We start from the raw sequence: 14,512 nt of genomic DNA on the forward strand, positions 1-14,512 counted from the left end.
CGGTCAGGCATCGCCGCGTGACCGCAGCGGGGTGAGCATCCGGCGGGGTTCGCGCAGGGCCACGGCGACGGCGTCGCTGCGAGGGTGGGCGGCCTCGCCCGGCCCGGGGGCGACCACGAGGTCTTCCGGTCCCGGGATCGTGCCGCAGTGGGGGCACCGCCCGAAACGGTCGAGTTGCGTCCCGCATTCGGCGTGCGAGAACACCCGGCCGGGATAACTGCCGGGCGACACGTACTGCTCACCCCATTGGGAGAGCGCATAGATGCTCGGCCACAGCGCCTTTCCCGCCTCGGTGAGTTCGTACTCGGGATGACCGCCGTCGGCGACGCGGACGAGGACACCGGCGTCGACGAGTGCGCCCAGCCGATCCGTCAGGACGGCGCGGGAGATGTCGAGGTGTGCGAGGAGATCGCTGAAGCGGCGGACGCCGTAGAAGCAGTCGCGCAGCACGAGCATCGTCCACCGCTCGCCTACTACTTCGAGCGCGCGAGCGAGGTTGCAGTTCTGCTGCGAGTACCCGGTTCCCAGTGCCATTTCCCCATGCTAGCCCAACTCGGTCTTGTCACCAGACCAAAATAGTTCTAAGTTCAGTCTCGTGAACAGACCAACCGCGGTTGCCCCACCCGTCCGAGCCCACGCACCCCGCCCGGGAACCACACTGTCCGTCGCGTCGCTCGGCACGTTCGTCGCCCTGATCGCGTTCTGCGCCCCGCTCGGCAACATGCCCACCGTCGCCGCGGCGCTGTCGGCCGGCCCCGCGGCGCAGACGTGGATTCTCAGTTCGATGAGCGTGGGCCTCGCCGCGGTCCTGCTGACCGCGGGCGCGCTCGCCGACGACTACGGCCGGCGCCGGGTGTTCCATTGGGGCGCCTGGCTTCTCGCACTGGGAGCCGTGGTCGGCGCGGTCAGCCAGGAACCCGTCCTGTTCATCGTCGGGCGACTGATCCAAGGGGTGGCAGGCGCAGCGCTCATCGCGGCCAGCCTCGGCGCCGTCGCCCACGCCTTCGCCACTCCGGCGGCACGCGCGACGGCGAGCGGGATCTGGGGCGCGAGCGTCGGCGCAGGCATCGCGGTCGGTCCCGTGCTCGCAGGACTCCTCGACCTCGCCGGATGGTGGCGCGGCCTGTACTGGGCACTCGCGGTCGCATCGCTCGCGATCGGACAGGTCGCGACGCGCGCACTGGCGGAGTCACGGTCCGCCGTCCCGAAGCGGATCGACGTCCCCGGTGCGGTCACGCTCTGCGCCGCGATGGTGCTGGTCCTCGTCGCACTGGTCGAGGGCAGGCAGGGCAACACTCCCGCCACCGCCCTCTGCGGTATCGGCGCCGCCGTGTTCACCCTCGCGTTCGTCGGCGTCGAGCGGCGGCGCCCGTTCCCGATGCTCGACCTCGCCTTGTTCCGCCGACGCGACTTCCTCGCCGCCACCCTCGCGGCCCTCGCCACCGGGGCGGGCATCATCGGTCTGATGTCGTTCGCGTGCACGTTCCTCGTCAAGACGATGCACGTCAGCACGCTCGCCGCAGCCGGGGTGATCGCGCTGTGGTCCGGCACGAGCGTCGTGGCGTCACTGCTGGCGCGGACACTCCCAGCGCGGCTCGCCGGGACCCCGCAACTCGTCATCGGACTCGCCGGCGTCGGCGTCGCCATGCTCACGATGACGGGCCTGTCCCCCGACTCGTCGCTGCTGCGCCTCGTCCCGGGCCTGCTGCTCGCCGGCATCGCCAGCGGGTTGCTCAACGCCGGCCTCGGCCGGCAAGCCGTCGCCAGTGTCCCCGCCGACCAGGGCGGACTCGGCAGCGGCGCCAACAACACCGCCCGCTACCTCGGCTCCTCCATCGGCGTCACCGTCGTCAGCATCATCGCCCTCGACCCCGCAGGCACCATCGACGGCATGGTGACGGGCTGGAACCACGCCGCCGTCACCACCGGGCTGATCTCACTCGTCGGCGCAGGAGTCGTCGGGGTGCTGGTGCGAAGAACCGCCGTCAGACGTTGAAGCGGAACTCCACCACATCGCCGTCGGCCATGGTGTAGTCCTTGCCCTCCATGCGGACCTTGCCCGCGGCCTTGGCGGCGGCCATGGATCCGGCGGCGACGAGGTCGTCGAAGGAGACGATCTCGGCCTTGATGAAGCCGCGCTCGAAGTCGGTGTGGATGACGCCGGCGGCCTGCGGGGCGGTGTCGCCTTTGTGGATGGTCCAGGCGCGGGATTCCTTGGGACCTGCGGTGAGGTAGGTCTGCAGGCCGAGGGTGTGGAAGCCGGTCCGGGCGAGGGCGTGCAGGCCGGGCTCGGACTGTCCGATCGAGTCGAGCATTTCCTGCCGGTCCTCTTCGTCCAGTTCGAGGAGTTCCTGCTCGACCTTGGCGTCGAGGAACACGGCGTCGGCGGGGGCGACGGAGGCGCGCAGTTCTGCGACCTTCGCTTCGTCGGTGAGCACGGCCTCGTCGGCGTTGAACACGTACAGGAACGGTTTGGTGGTGAGCAGGCTCAGCTCGCGCAGCAGCGCGAAGTCCAGCTTGTCCTTCGCGCTGAACAGGGTCGTGCCCGAGTCGAGGACTTCCTGCGCCTTCAGCGCCTCCTCGTGGATGGGCTTGAGCTCCTTGTTCTTCTTCGCTTCCTTCTCCAGGCGCGGCAGGGCCTTCTCCAGCGTCTGCATGTCGGCGATGACGAGCTCGGTCTCGATCACCTCGATGTCGGATGCCGGGTCGACGCGGCCGTCGACGTGCACGACGTCGTCGTCGTGGAAGACGCGAACCACCTGGCAGATAGCATCGGCCTCGCGGATGTTGGCGAGGAACTTGTTGCCGAGGCCGGCGCCCTCGGAGGCGCCCTTGACGATGCCGGCGATGTCGACGAACGACACCGTGGCGGGCAGGATGCGCTCGGAACCGAAGATCCGGGCGAGCTCGGACAGCCGCGGGTCGGGCAGTTCGACCAGGCCGACGTTGGGTTCGATGGTCGCGAACGGGTAGTTCGCGGCCAGCACGTCGTTGTTGGTCAGCGCGTTGAACAAGGTGGACTTGCCGACGTTGGGCAGTCCGACGATTCCGAGGGTAAGGCTCACGGTCGTTGGATTCTACGGCGTCGGCGCCGGATCAACGACCACGCCCTCACCAGCTGTTGGTATTGCTGTTCGCGACGAGGGCGATGATCAGGATGGCGTACCCGATGACGAAGACGACGATCAGCGCCACCCAGATCCACAGAGCGATCTTGCCGAGCCCCTTGGCGCGGTCGGACGCGTACTGGGCACCCTGGTAGTCGCCCATCGCCCACTTCGGGTAGACGTCGTGGACGTGGTTGAACGCGGCGAACGCGAGCGGCCAGAAGAAGAGGACGGCGGCCACCGCCCACCCGGCGTTCGACGGCGGCAGCGGCGGCGGGCCGTACTGTCCCGGGTAGGGCTGCGCCTGCGGCTGTTGCTGCTGCGTCGGGTACTGGTAGCCATAGGCACCCGTGTCGCCCGGCTTCGGCGGCACCGGATTGCTCGACGATTCCGGATTGGTCGGTGACTCCGACATGACGCCCCCCTGTCGTGGCAGCTGACCTCGTGCCTCCACTATCCCATCCCTCGCCACGTGAGTGGGAAAGAGCACCGGAGTACGCATCGGCACTCACGTGAGGTTCTAGTCTCAGCACGTGACCCGATGGTTGATCGTCCTCGCGATATGGATCCTCGGACTGGGCGCTCTCGCCCTGACCGTCGCTGTGGCCACGGGATGGTGGTTCGCCGCCCTCCTCCTGCTCGCGACTGCCGCTCTGGGCACGTGGGACCTGCTGCAACGGCGGCACAGCGTTCTGCGGAACTACCCGGTGCTGGGGCACGCGCGGTTCCTGCTGGAGAAGATCCGCCCCGAGATCCAGCAGTACTTCATCGAATCGTCCACGGATGGAACGCCCTTCGACCGCGACACCCGCGACCTCGTCTACGAGCGCGCCAAGGGCACGCTCGCCGAGGAGCCGTTCGGCACCGAGCGGGACGTCCACGCCGTCGGCTACGAGTTCATGGTCCATTCGCTGCGCGCACGGATGGCCCCGCCCGAACCGCCGACCGTCCGCCTCGGCGGCCCGGACTGCGAACAGCCCTACGACATCGCGCTTCTCAACGTGTCGGCGATGAGCTTCGGCTCGCTCTCGGCCAACGCCATCGAAGCCCTCAACGCCGGGGCCGCGCGGGGCGGGTTCGCGCACGACACCGGCGAGGGTGCGATCAGCCCCTACCACCGCAAGCACGGCGGCGACCTGATCTGGGAGATCGCGTCCGGCTACTTCGGCTGCCGGGCGGAGGACGGCCGGTTCGACCCCGCCAAGTTCGCCGAACACGCGGCACTCGACCAGGTGAAGGCGATCTCGATCAAACTGTCGCAGGGCGCGAAGCCCGGACTCGGCGGGGTTCTGCCCGGCGCGAAGGTGTCGCGGGAGATCGCCGAGACGCGCGGCGTGCCGGTCGGGAAAACGGTGATCTCCCCGCCTTCGCACACCGCGTTCTCCACCCCGAACGGGCTCATCGACTTCATCGTCACCCTGCGGAAGCTCTCCGGCGGCAAACCCGTCGGGTTCAAACTGTGCGTCGGATCGCGCATCGAGTTCCTCGGCATCTGCAAGGCGATGCTCGAACGCGACGTCACCCCGGACTTCGTCATCGTCGACGGCTCCGAGGGCGGAACCGGTGCGGGTCCAGTGGAATTCGAGGACAACATGGGCATGCCCCTCACTGAGGGGCTGATGCTGGTGCACAACGCGCTCACCGGCACCGGCCTGCGGGACCGCGTCAAGATCGGCGCGTCCGGGAAGGTCGCCAGCGCATCCGACATCGTCAAACGGATCATCCAGGGCGCCGACTTCACCCTGGCCGCCCGCGCGATGATGTTCGCCGTCGGGTGCATCCAGGCGCAGATGTGCCACACCAACCGCTGCCCCGTCGGGGTGACCACCCAGGACCCGGCGCGGACCCGCGCACTCGACGTCCCCGACAAGGCGGCCAGGGTGTTCCGGTTCCAGAAGTCGACGGTGGCAGGCGCCCGGCAGATGGTGGCGTCGATGGGCCTCGACAGCTTCGACCAACTGACACCGGCGATGCTCAACCGCCGGATCGACGGCGTCACCACCCGCACCTACGCGGAACTGTACGAGTGGCTGATGCCCGGCGAATTACTCGAGGACCCGCCGTCGGATTGGCTGACCGACTGGATCGATGCCGACTCGACTCGCTTCTGACGTCGTTTTTTCGTCGAACTGAACGTCGGCGCAATAGGGTGACGGGGGCCACAAAAGATGTGGCACCTGTCGACGGCGTCGCCCCTGGCACACAATGACGACGGGGACGCCGGGAAGGAGTTCGCGATGGCCCTGAGAGCCGCCCCCGAATCCGAGGTCGAGTACCTGAAAACGGATCCGGATCTGCCGCCGGTCGGCGTCGTGGACCGCACCCCGATCTCACCGGCGGCGCGGATCACGTTCGCGGTCCTCGGCCTTCTCGGCGGCATCGCCTGGGTGATGATCGCGTTCGTTCGCGGCGAGAACATCAACGCCGTCTGGTTCGTCGTGGCCGCCGTCTGCACCTACCTCATCGCCTACCGCTTCTACGCGCGGTTCATCGAGCGCAAACTCGTCCAACCCCGTGACGACCGGGCCACGCCCGCCGAGATCCTCGAGAACGGCAAGGACTACATGCCGACGGATCGGCGGGTGCTGTTCGGGCACCACTTCGCCGCCATCGCCGGCGCAGGCCCCCTCGTCGGCCCCGTCCTCGCCGCCCAGATGGGTTACCTGCCCGGCACGCTGTGGATCATCATCGGCGTCGTCTTCGCCGGAGCCGTCCAGGACTTCCTCGTCCTGTGGATCTCGACGAAGCGCCGCGGCCGCAGCCTCGGCCAGATGGCGCGCGACGAACTCGGCGTCGTCGGCGGTGTCGCCGCCATGATCGGCGTCTTCGTCATCATGATCATCCTCATCGCGGTGCTCGCCCTCGTCGTCGTCAACGCGCTCGCGGAAAGCCCGTGGGGTGTCTTCTCCATCGCCATGACCATCCCGATCGCCCTCTTCATGGGCGTCTACCTGCGGTACCTGCGCCCGGGCAAGGTCGCGGAGGTGTCGCTGATCGGCGTCGTGCTGCTGCTCCTCGCCATCGTCTCCGGCGGCTGGGTGGCCGACACCGGATGGGGCGCCGACTGGTTCACGCTGTCCAAGGTGACCATCGCCTGGCTGATGATCGCCTACGGTTTCGCCGCCTCCGTCCTGCCCGTGTGGCTGCTCCTCGCCCCGCGCGACTACCTGTCGACGTTCATGAAGATCGGCACGATCATCCTGCTGGCCATCGGCATCCTGGTCGCGCAGCCCGCCATCAAGATGCCCGACGTCACGACGTTCGCCATCCAGGGCAACGGCCCCGCCTTTGCGGGTTCGCTGTTCCCGTTCCTGTTCATCACGATCGCGTGCGGCGCGCTGTCCGGCTTCCACGCCCTCATCTCCTCCGGCACGACGCCCAAACTGCTGGCGAAGGAAAAGCAGATGCGGCTGATCGGCTACGGCGGCATGCTCACCGAGTCGTTCGTCGCGATCATGGCGCTCGTCACCGCGTGCATCATCGACCAGCACCTGTACTTCGCGCTGAACGCGCCGGCCACCCTCACCGGCGGAACCCCCGAGACGGCCGCGACGTATGTGAACAGCCTCGGACTCTCCAGCCCGAACATCTCCGCGGACACCCTCGCGCAGGCCGCGGCGGGCGTCGACGAGGAGTCGATCATCTCGCGCACCGGCGGTGCCCCGACGCTCGCGTTCGGCATGTCCGAAGTGCTCAGCCAGTTCCTCGGCGGCGCTGCCCTCAAGTCGTTCTGGTATCACTTCGCGATCATGTTCGAGGCGCTGTTCATCCTCACCACCGTCGACGCCGGCACCCGGGTCGCCCGATTCATGCTGTCGGACTCGCTCGGCAACTTCGGCGGACCCGCCCGCAAGTTCAAGGATCCGTCGTGGCGCATCGGCGCGTGGGTGTGCTCGCTCGCCGTCGTCGGACTGTGGGGTGCCATCCTCCTGATGGGCGTCACCGACCCGCTCGGCGGCATCAACACCCTGTTCCCGCTGTTCGGCATCGCGAACCAGTTGCTCGCCGCGATCGCGCTGACGGTGGTCCTCGCCATAGTCATGAAGAAGGGCCTGTTCAAGTGGGCCTGGATTCCCGGTGTTCCCCTCGTCTGGGACCTGATCGTCACCATGACCGCGTCGTGGCAGAAGATCTTCTCCGGCAACACCTCCGTCGGCTACTGGTCCCAGCACGCCGCGTTCAAGGAGGCGAAGGAAGCGGGCAAGACCAGCTTCGGATCCGCCAAGACCCCCGAGGCCATCGACGCCGTCATCCGCAACACGTTCATCCAGGGCACCCTGTCGATCGTATTCGCCGGCCTCGTCCTCGTCGTCGTGGTGGCCGGAGCGCTCGTGTGCCTCAAGGCGTTCCGGGCCGGTGGACTGCCGACCACCGAGGCACCCGAGAAACCGTCGAAGATCTTCGCACCGGCCGGGTTCGTCACCACCGCCGCCGAGAAGGAACTCGACAAGGAATGGAACGAACTCATCGCCTCCGGCGCGGTTCGCGCACCGGGCGCGGCACACACCCACACGGACAGGGCACATCATCATGATGAATAGGGTCGTGGGGGCCGTCCGGACCGCCTGGTGGTGGACGGGGGCGCTGATGGGCGACCACGACTACAGCAGGTACGTCGAGCACCTTCGCCGCCACCATCCGGACGCCGAGGTGCCGAGCGAGCGGGAGTACTGGCGAGCGCGCTACGCGGACGCCGACGCCAACCCGGGCGCCCGCTGCTGCTGACCTCACCGTGCCGGCCCGGCGTTCCCCAGTACTGTCAGTACTGATCGGCTGAGCAGACACGGCAGGGAGGACCATCTGTGACGGAGAAGGAAGCCCCGGCACCGTCCGGGAGCGCGGTCACGAAACCGGACCGCGGGCACCTCATCGGGGTGGGTGCGATGTGGCTGGCCAAGTGGTCGCTGGTCCTCGCGGCAATCGCGCTGGGCGCGTTGCTGTTCGGATGGATCATCGAGAAGCTGTGGGTGATCGTCCTCCCCGTGCTGCTGGCGGTGGTGGTGTGCACGGTGCTGTGGCCGCCGACGCGCGCGATGACGAAGCGACGCATCCCCCCGGCGGCGGCCGCCGCGACGACGCTCGTCGTGTTCATCGCCGTCGTCGCCGGGATCATCGCCGGCATCGTGCCGTCCGTCGTCAGGCAGGCCCCCGAGCTGGCCAACAAAGCCACCCAGGGCATCAACCAGGTGCAGGACTGGTTGAAGGGTCCACCGATCAACCTGCAGGACGATCAGATCGACCAGGGCATCCACACGATCATCGTGAAGGTCCAGGAGAGTGGAACGGTCATCGCGTCCGGTGTGTTCACCGGTGTCAGCACCGCCAGCTCGCTGCTGATCACGCTGGGCCTGGTGCTGGTGCTGTCGTTCTTCTTCATCAAGGACGGCCCCCGGTTCATCCCGTGGCTGCATTCCGTCAGCGGCGGCCGCGCGGGCCGTCACCTCGAAGAGGTGCTGGGCCGCATGTGGGACACCCTCGGCGGGTTCATCCGCACCCAGGCACTGGTCAGCCTCATCGACGCCGTCTTCATCGGCGCCGGACTGGTGATCCTCGGCGTGCCGCTGGCACCGGTCCTCGCGATCCTGACGTTCATCGGTGGCTTCATCCCGATCGTCGGTGCGTTCGTCGCCGGCGCACTCGCCGTGTTGGTCGCGCTGGTCGCCAACGGTCTCACCACCGCCGTGATCGTGCTGATCATCATTCTCGTGGTGCAGCAGATCGAGGGCAACGTGCTGCAGCCGGTACTCCAGAGCAAGAGCATGAAACTGCACGCCGTCGTGGTGCTGCTCGCCGTCACCGCCGGTGGTTCCGTGTTCGGGATCGTCGGAGCCTTCCTCGCGGTGCCCGCCGCCGCCGTCGCCGCCGTGGTGGTGCGCTACATCGGTGAGCAGATCGACGAGCACAGCGCCGAAAGCAACATCCCCGACGCCGTCGCCGCGAACGAAGACCTCGACGACGCCGAACGGGAGGGCGTCACCGTCGACGAGACCGCCGTCGCGTCCAAGCCGGACTGACCGGCGGTTAGCCAGCCACCATCTCCACGGCGGAGCCGGTGCGTCCGCGGATCACGTGCAGCCTGCTCGGGATTCGCTGACGCAGCTCGTCGACGTGACTGACGATGCCCACCACCCGGCCGCCGTCACGCAGCTCGTCGAGGACGCCCATCACCGAGTCGAGGGTGTCAGCGTCGAGGGTGCCGAATCCCTCGTCGATGAACATCGTGTCGAGCACGACGCCACCCGACTCGGCCGCCACCACATCGGCGAGACCGAGCGCCAGCGACAGCGACGCCAGGAACGACTCACCGCCGGACAGGGTCTTGGCCGACCGCACCACCCCGGTGTAGTCGTCGCGGATGTCCAGTCCCAGGCCGCCGCGACGGCCTCGCGGACCGGCCTCGTCGCTGTGGACGAATTCGTAGCGCCCGGCCGACATCCGGCCGAGTCGCGCGGACGCCGACACCGCGACCTCTTCCAGCCGGGCCGCCAGCACATACGACCGCAGCGACATCTTCCTGGCGTTCTGGCCACGGCCCGCGATCACCTCGGCGAGCGCGGCGAGTTCCTCGTGCGCGGCCTGCATCGGGGCAATCGTCTCGGCGGTCTTGTCGAGCTGAGCGACGTACCGTTCCAGATCGAGCAGTCGGCGCTCGGCGTCGGACGCCGCAGCGACGGCGACGTCCACGACCTCCGCCGCCGCGTCGTGAGCCTGCTGGACGGCCGCCAATTCCACGGGTTCCGCGTCGGCGACAGCGGCGACCTCGGGGTCGTCGAGGACGCGGCGCGCCCCGACCTCGGCATCCCGCGCCGCCGTCAGGGCGGCCTCGATCTCACCCCAGCGGGCGGCCGGCCGGACCGCGGCCACGGCGTCGTCGATACTGCCGAAACCGGCGTCCCCGGCGAACGCGCCGGCCTTGGCCGCGAGTTCACGGGCCGCGGACTCTGCTCCGGCGCCGGCGTCCCGCGCGTCCAGCAGTTCCGATGCCGCATCGGCGAGGGCGTCGAGTCGGGCGCGCCGGTCCTCGACGCTCGGGTCGTCGCCCGCCGCCTGACTCACCCGGGCCCGGATCTCCCCGAGCTGGGTCCTGCTCGCGGCGATCCGCTCGGCCACCGTGGCGGCGTCGGCTCCGACGTCCCGCGACCGTTCCTGCAGCCGGCTCTCGCGGTCCCGCAGTTCGGCGAGAGACGCGGACCGGTGCGCCACCTGGTTGCCGAGCGCAGTCGCCTCCCCCACCGCCGTCTCCGCGGCCGAGAGTGCTTGCGCGAGTTCGTCCGCGTCGCCGTCGCCGCCGCGCTGCACGAGCACGTCGATCGCGCGTTCGGCGGCGCCCAGTTTCTCGGTCGCGGTCGTCAACGCCGCCGCGGCCTTCTGCTCCGCCGCGCGTGCCTTGTCCTCGTCGGCCTTCGTGACCGACAGCTCGGACGGTTCGGCGGGCTGCGGATGCTCGGGTGAACCGCACACCTGGCACGCGACACCGTCTTCGAGCGTGCCCGCCAGTTCGGCGGCCATGCCCGCGATCCGGCGTTGCAGCAGGTCGAGCCAGTGTTCGCGCGCGTCCTGGTGCTGCTCCCGGGCCTCGAGCGCCGCGCCCTCGAGGCGATCCCGCTCGACGCGGCGGGTGCGGAGATCCGCCGCCGCGGAGGCTGCGTCGGCTGCCCGGTCCCGGGTGTCGACCAGGCCGGGCAGCGCGGCGCGGGCCTTCTCCGCCGAGTCGAGAGCCTTCTCTGCTTCCCGCAGGGCGAGTGGCAGTTGGTCCCGCTCCCGCGACAGCGCGGCACCGGTCTCGGTGAGTTCGGCCTGCCGGGCGCGCAATTGCTCCACCTCGACGGCGAGGCGTTCGGCGGCAACGGATTCGGCGAGTGCCCCGTCGAGGCGCACGATCTCGTCACGCCAGGTGCGGATACCGGCCCGGATGTGTTCGCGTTCGTCTGCGGTCGGCGGCCAGGACAACTCCGCAACGAGGTCGGCGCCGCCCACCGTCGCGCGCAGTCCGTCGGTGATCGCCCCGACGTTCCGCGCTGCGGCCGCGGCCTTGGCCCGGGCGGCGTCGGCGTCTCGCGCCACCGTCGCGACCGGTTCTGCCCGGCGCGCATCCGCCAGTTCGGCGACGAGTTCGGCCCGCTGGTCGGCACCCGCTGCGTGGGTGTCGAGTTCCGTCTCGGCTCGCCGCCGGCGGTTCTGCAGTTCGAGGACACGGCGCGCCTCGGTGAGCGCGTCACGGGCAACCTTCGCCCGGCTCTTGGCCTTCTGCAGGTCGTCCGCTGCCAGGTCGCGGGTTTCGCGCGCCTCGTCCTCGAGCTTGTGGGCCCAGGTCACCGGATCGGCGTCGGCGCCGCCCTCGATCCCGGCAGCGGTCGCGACCCTCGCGAGCAGCACGTCGACGGCCCGCTGGTGCTCGTCGAGTTCGTGGGCGCTGGTGCGCCTGCGGTCGAGGAACCACTCCTCCACCGTCTCGAATCGGGTGGTGTCGAACAGCCGCTCCAGCAGCTGACCGCGCTCCTCGGTGTCGGCGCGCAGGAACTTCGCGAACTCGCCCTGCGGCAGCAGCACCACCTGGAAGAACTGGTCGGCGCTCATCCCCATCAGCCGCCCGACCTCGTCGGCGATGTCGGGGATCCGGGACAGGTTCTCGCCGTGACCGTCGAGCCACGTCAGCGTGGCCTTCGCGTTTTCCTTGATCGTCCCCGACCCGCGACGCTTGGGCCGCTCGAACTCCGGGCTGCGGACGAGCCGCAGATGCCGGCCGGCGATCGTCGCCTCGAGCGTCACCGTCGGAACGGATCCGGCGGGCGCGTGGTCGGACAGGAGGCGCTTGCCGTCCTTCCGCGCCCCGGGCACGGTGCCGTAGAGCGCGAACGCCACCGCGTCGAGGACCGTCGTCTTGCCGGCCCCGGTATGACCGTGCAGCAGAAACAGCCCGTCCGCACCGAGCCGATCGAAGTCGACTTCCACAGATCCGGCGAACGGCCCGAAGGCTTCGACCTCGAGTCGATGCAGCCTCATGCCGTCTGTTCCAGCGCGACGACCTCGGCGGTGTCCTCGCCGGTCCGGTCGGCGTAACCGAGAGCGGCCTCCACGAGCCGGATCTCGCCCGTCGTCGGTTCGCTGCGCAAATCGGTGAGGAAGCTGCGGGTGATCTGCAGATCACTGCGCCCGTGCACCTTGTCGCGGTACCGCAGATCGTCGGCGCCGTCCGGGCGTTGCCACTCGAGGTGGACGGCGAACGGGAACCGGGTCTGGAGTGAGCGCATGGCGTCGACCGGACGTTCCGGGTCGGTGAGCACCGCCGACACGTAGCAGTCCTCGGCGTCGCGGAACGCGTCGTCCTCGAGCAACTGCTGCACCGTCCCGGTCAGCTGCTTCAGACCGCGGACCACCGGCAGATCGACCCGCTCGACGGAGTGCAGTCCGTCGGCGTCGAGGTCCACCAGGAAGACGGCCTTGCCGTGGGTGCGTTCACCGAACGAGTACGGCAGCGGCGAACCCGAGTAGCGGATGTTCTCGGTGAGGGTCTGCGGCGAGTGGAGGTGGCCGAGCGCGACGTAGTCGACCCCGCCGAAAGCCGAAGCCGACACCGTTTCGACGCCGCCGACGGAAATGGACCGTTCCGACCCGGTGGCCTCCGCCCCCACCACGAACGCGTGGGCCAGCACCACCGATCGGGTACGCGGTGCGTTCTCGCGGCGCGCATCGAGGTCGGTGTGGACACGGCCCATCGCGGCGTCGAGGATCTCGGCGTGTGACCGGGCGGACGGCACGTCGAGTTGGGCGCGGGTGATCTCGGGCTCGAGATAGGGAATGCCGTAGAACGCGACGGGTCCGTGCGCGTCCTCGAGCACGACGGGCGCGCCGATCCCGGCGACCGTCGTCATGAGGTGCAGCCCGCCCGCCCGGGAGAACGCGGCACCCGCGCCGAGCCGTGCTGCGGAATCGTGGTTGCCGGACGTGGCGACGATGACCGCGCCCGCGTCCCGGATGGCTTCGAATCCGCGATTGCACACGGTGACGGCGTCCGCGCTGGGGATCGACCGGTCGTACACGTCTCCGGGAACGACGACGACGTCCACACCGTGCTCGGCGACGAGAGCGGCGATCGCGTCGAGCACACGGGCCTGGTCGGTGAGCAGGTCCACCCCGTGGAACGTGCGTCCGATGTGCCAGTCCGAAGTGTGCAGGATCCTCATGTCCCGAGACCGTAGAGCACGGTGCCGACAACCTCGAACACCTCGGCCGCGTGGCGTCCGAGCGATTCGACGTGTCGGTGGGCGGGTGCACCATGAGCCACACGAATGCACTCGCTGCACTCGGAATGCTGCCGGCGCCGGCCGCGGTTCGGCGCGCCGCCGCCCGGGCGTGGATGGAGTCCCGGGTCACAGTCACCGCCCGCAAGCTCCACGACCTCGACGTGTTCGACGGCGACGTCACCGAGGTCAGCGCCGTCGATTCGTGGCCGCGACGCACAAATCTCGGGGATCTCTCGGGCTCCACCGGTCACGCCAACGGAGCTAGTCAACAAGTTGCCGCTACTGTCGTTGTGTGTCTGCAACCCAACGTGCTCGCTCTGGGGTGCCGCTCGACAGGCGGTCGATTGTCCCTACGGTCCCCGGTCTCCCCTGGTGGGGTGTCATTCTCCTGGCCGTCGGAGTCAGCTTTGTCGGATTCGCTGTCGATGCGGCTCGTGGCACCGAACTCACGGCGGCGTTCTCCACCTTCTACTTCCTCGGCTGTGTCCTCGCCGTGGCGGCTGCCGGCAACCGGGCCCTGTTCACCGCGATCGTCCAGCCGCCGCTGATCCTGTTCGTCGCGGTGCCGCTCGGGCAGAGCCTGATCGCGGAGGAGAACAGCACCGCACTGAAAGACCTGGCGATCAACGTCGCGTATCCGTTGGTCAACCGATTTCCGGTGATGCTCGCCGCCACCGTGGTGACGCTGCTGATCGGTGGGCTCCGCCTCTTCCTGCTGCAGCAGCGCACGACCGGTCCTGCGCGGACCTCGGAGCGGCGCCGTGCGCAGCGGGCGCCCCGCACCGCCCGTCCCCGGCGCGCAGCCGAAGGGTCGGAGCAGTCCCCGCCGCCGCGTCGGGCGCGGGACAGGGACAGGGACACCTCGAGGGACGCCGCACGGGAGCACCCACGGTCGTCGCGACGGGCAGCCACACCGCCGCCCCGCCGCTCGTCCTCGTCGGGCGGGCGCACAGCGCCTCCACCACCGATGGTCGACCGGGCAGCGCAGGCGCCCCGGTCGGCACCGCCGCGGACCACGCAGGCACCGCGATCGGTCCCGCCGCGGACCACACCGCGGCCGCGGCCCGACAATGACGTGCCTGCCCACCCCATTCCGCAGGTGCGCTACCGCGACCGGTACGAGCCGCCGTTCGAGTCGGAGCAGCCCCGCTAGAGCGGCGA

Annotated in this window: 11 protein-coding genes and 1 pseudogene; 7 read left to right on the forward strand and 5 right to left on the reverse strand. The window is 69.4% G+C overall.

Annotation, left to right across the window (positions count from 1 at the left end):
* Positions 1–3 precede the first annotated feature (3 nt).
* The gene (locus tag CJ179_RS07730; protein WP_072940637.1) at positions 4–534 is read right to left on the reverse strand and encodes a helix-turn-helix domain-containing protein; all 531 of its coding nucleotides are present in this window, start codon (positions 532–534) and stop codon (positions 4–6) included.
* Between the two features lie 61 nt (positions 535–595).
* On the opposite strand from CJ179_RS07730, the gene CJ179_RS07735 reads away from it, so the two are divergent.
* Positions 596–1,996, forward strand: coding sequence for an MFS transporter (locus CJ179_RS07735; protein WP_072940639.1), 1,401 nt, complete (start codon positions 596–598; stop codon positions 1,994–1,996).
* Here CJ179_RS07735 and ychF read toward each other — a convergent pair.
* Complete coding sequence (ychF, locus tag CJ179_RS07740) at positions 1,986–3,065, reverse strand: redox-regulated ATPase YchF (RefSeq protein ID WP_072940641.1); 1,080 nt, start codon at positions 3,063–3,065, stop codon at positions 1,986–1,988. The genes CJ179_RS07735 and ychF overlap by 11 nt on opposite strands.
* A 46-nt stretch (positions 3,066–3,111) precedes the next feature.
* Positions 3,112–3,522, reverse strand: coding sequence for a CD225/dispanin family protein (locus CJ179_RS07745; RefSeq protein ID WP_095861116.1), 411 nt, complete (start codon positions 3,520–3,522; stop codon positions 3,112–3,114).
* A gap of 118 nt (positions 3,523–3,640) precedes the next feature.
* Between CJ179_RS07745 and CJ179_RS07750 the strand changes: the two genes are divergently transcribed.
* The 4 genes from CJ179_RS07750 (at position 3,641) to CJ179_RS07765 (ending at position 9,121) form a co-directional block, all read left to right on the forward strand.
* Positions 3,641–5,218, forward strand: a complete 1,578-nt coding sequence (locus CJ179_RS07750; RefSeq protein WP_095861117.1) for an FMN-binding glutamate synthase family protein — start codon at positions 3,641–3,643, stop codon at positions 5,216–5,218.
* Between the two features lie 126 nt (positions 5,219–5,344).
* On the forward strand, positions 5,345–7,648 hold the full coding sequence (locus CJ179_RS07755; protein ID WP_095861412.1) for a carbon starvation CstA family protein: 2,304 nt from the start codon (positions 5,345–5,347) through the stop codon (positions 7,646–7,648).
* Positions 7,641–7,832, forward strand: coding sequence for a YbdD/YjiX family protein (locus CJ179_RS07760; protein ID WP_043826878.1), 192 nt, complete (start codon positions 7,641–7,643; stop codon positions 7,830–7,832). Before CJ179_RS07755 ends, CJ179_RS07760 begins: the two co-directional genes overlap by 8 nt.
* A 77-nt stretch (positions 7,833–7,909) precedes the next feature.
* The gene (locus tag CJ179_RS07765) at positions 7,910–9,121 is read left to right on the forward strand and encodes an AI-2E family transporter (RefSeq protein ID WP_072940647.1); all 1,212 of its coding nucleotides are present in this window, start codon (positions 7,910–7,912) and stop codon (positions 9,119–9,121) included.
* A gap of 7 nt (positions 9,122–9,128) precedes the next feature.
* Here CJ179_RS07765 and CJ179_RS07770 read toward each other — a convergent pair whose 3' ends face one another.
* Both CJ179_RS07770 and CJ179_RS07775 read right to left on the reverse strand, forming a co-directional pair.
* Positions 9,129–12,110 carry an AAA family ATPase gene (locus CJ179_RS07770; RefSeq protein WP_095861118.1) on the reverse strand — a complete coding sequence of 994 codons (2,982 nt, stop codon included), beginning with the start codon at positions 12,108–12,110 and terminating at the stop codon, positions 9,129–9,131.
* On the reverse strand, positions 12,107–13,291 hold the full coding sequence (locus CJ179_RS07775) for an exonuclease SbcCD subunit D (protein ID WP_095861119.1): 1,185 nt from the start codon (positions 13,289–13,291) through the stop codon (positions 12,107–12,109). Before CJ179_RS07775 ends, CJ179_RS07770 begins: the two co-directional genes overlap by 4 nt.
* A 167-nt stretch (positions 13,292–13,458) precedes the next feature.
* Here CJ179_RS07775 and CJ179_RS53760 point away from each other — a divergent pair.
* Both CJ179_RS53760 and CJ179_RS07785 read left to right on the forward strand, forming a co-directional pair.
* Positions 13,459–13,617, forward strand: a pseudogene (locus CJ179_RS53760) (DNA recombination protein RmuC); the annotation flags it as partial.
* A 26-nt stretch (positions 13,618–13,643) separates the two neighbouring features.
* On the forward strand, positions 13,644–14,504 hold the full coding sequence (locus CJ179_RS07785) for a DUF6542 domain-containing protein (protein WP_179377542.1): 861 nt from the start codon (positions 13,644–13,646) through the stop codon (positions 14,502–14,504).
* Positions 14,505–14,512 lie beyond the last annotated feature (8 nt).

It is taken from the genome of Rhodococcus sp. ACS1 (assembly GCF_002300155.1).
GTDB lineage: Bacteria > Actinomycetota > Actinomycetes > Mycobacteriales > Mycobacteriaceae > Rhodococcus_F > Rhodococcus_F koreensis.

Coding starts and splice junctions, on each gene's coding strand:
- CJ179_RS07730 (WP_072940637.1), bottom strand. CDS start 534: ATGGCACTGGGAACCGGGTACTCGCAGCAGAACTGCAACCTCGCTCGC.
- CJ179_RS07745 (WP_095861116.1), bottom strand. CDS start 3,522: ATGTCGGAGTCACCGACCAATCCGGAATCGTCGAGCAATCCGGTGCCG.
- CJ179_RS07755 (WP_095861412.1), top strand. CDS start 5,345: ATGGCCCTGAGAGCCGCCCCCGAATCCGAGGTCGAGTACCTGAAAACG.
- CJ179_RS07760 (WP_043826878.1), top strand. CDS start 7,641: ATGAATAGGGTCGTGGGGGCCGTCCGGACCGCCTGGTGGTGGACGGGG.
- CJ179_RS07770 (WP_095861118.1), bottom strand. CDS start 12,110: ATGAGGCTGCATCGACTCGAGGTCGAAGCCTTCGGGCCGTTCGCCGGA.
- CJ179_RS07775 (WP_095861119.1), bottom strand. CDS start 13,291: ATGAGGATCCTGCACACTTCGGACTGGCACATCGGACGCACGTTCCAC.